Here is a 975-nt window from a genome sequence, read left to right on the forward strand (position 1 = left end):
CGCCCATCACTAAACGATGGGGAACACAAATGCCACTCATTATCGCCGGCAGATTGATCGACTTGCCACTTGAGCTTCGTGAAGGACTTGGCATGTTCCGATATGACGTTTTCGTCCGCCGCCTCGGCTGGCCATTGCCCGACATTAAGGAAAATGAAACCATCGAGTGGGATCACTTCGATGGCGAAAACACCGTTCAGATTGTTGCACTCACATCCGAACGACAGATATGTGGTTGCGCACGCCTAATGCCAACTACCTCTCCGTACCTGCTCCGAGAACTGCTTCCTCGATCGTCGAACCTCGACCTTCCCTCCTCACCCACCATATGGGAGCTATCACGGTTCTCCGGCTCGGACATGCAACTCTTTCCCTATGTCATGGCCGTCGCTGCATCACTCGGCGCGAATCGCATCATCGGTGTCGTCACCCACGCCATTGCACGACTGTACCGCCGCTTTGGCCTTGATCTGCAATATTTTGGACCGCACCAGGACACAGCTACCGCTCCGTTCCTGACCTGTGCGATTGATCTCACCCCCGCCACGTTCGCCAGCCTTGGAGCCAACCTCGACAACCTCCGATCATCAATCACATGGCATCAGTCGCTCACACCGAATGTTTCGGGCTCGCCGGGGAGGCGGCCATGCGCTAGTCGTTGCTCAACAGACATGCGATAGCCGTTCTTCCCGGCAGGGGCCGACGCGCTCCGCCGAGATTGGCACTCGGCAGCCAAGGCCACGACTAAGATGCGGATCGCCGGCTGTGATGCCGATTATCCGCATCCTTTACCCAATCTGGCCGGATGGCGGATGCGTAGGCCTGACCGGTACGCGAACCTTCGCCGCTTGCCTGTGCGCGCAGTCCGAGACGTTCATCAATGGCATGAGCGACAGTCGAAGATTTTGGCAGGCGGCCGTCATTGCAGTCCGCCCAGAACACGTGCATCGCGTCGAACAACACTGAGAGGATCGC

At 57.8% G+C, this 975-nt stretch carries 1 protein-coding gene and 1 pseudogene; one reads left to right on the forward strand and one right to left on the reverse strand.

Annotated elements, in window-relative coordinates; genetic code table 11:
* A partial coding sequence (locus tag DIE22_RS37790; protein WP_260426876.1) for an acyl-homoserine-lactone synthase occupies positions 1-680 on the forward strand: 680 nt, incomplete at its 5' end.
* A gap of 64 nt (positions 681-744) precedes the next feature.
* Here DIE22_RS37790 and DIE22_RS38565 read toward each other — a convergent pair.
* Positions 745-975: pseudogene (locus DIE22_RS38565) on the reverse strand (hypothetical protein); the annotation flags it as partial.

Source organism: Burkholderia sp. Bp9142 (genome assembly GCF_003853415.1).
GTDB lineage: Bacteria > Pseudomonadota > Gammaproteobacteria > Burkholderiales > Burkholderiaceae > Burkholderia.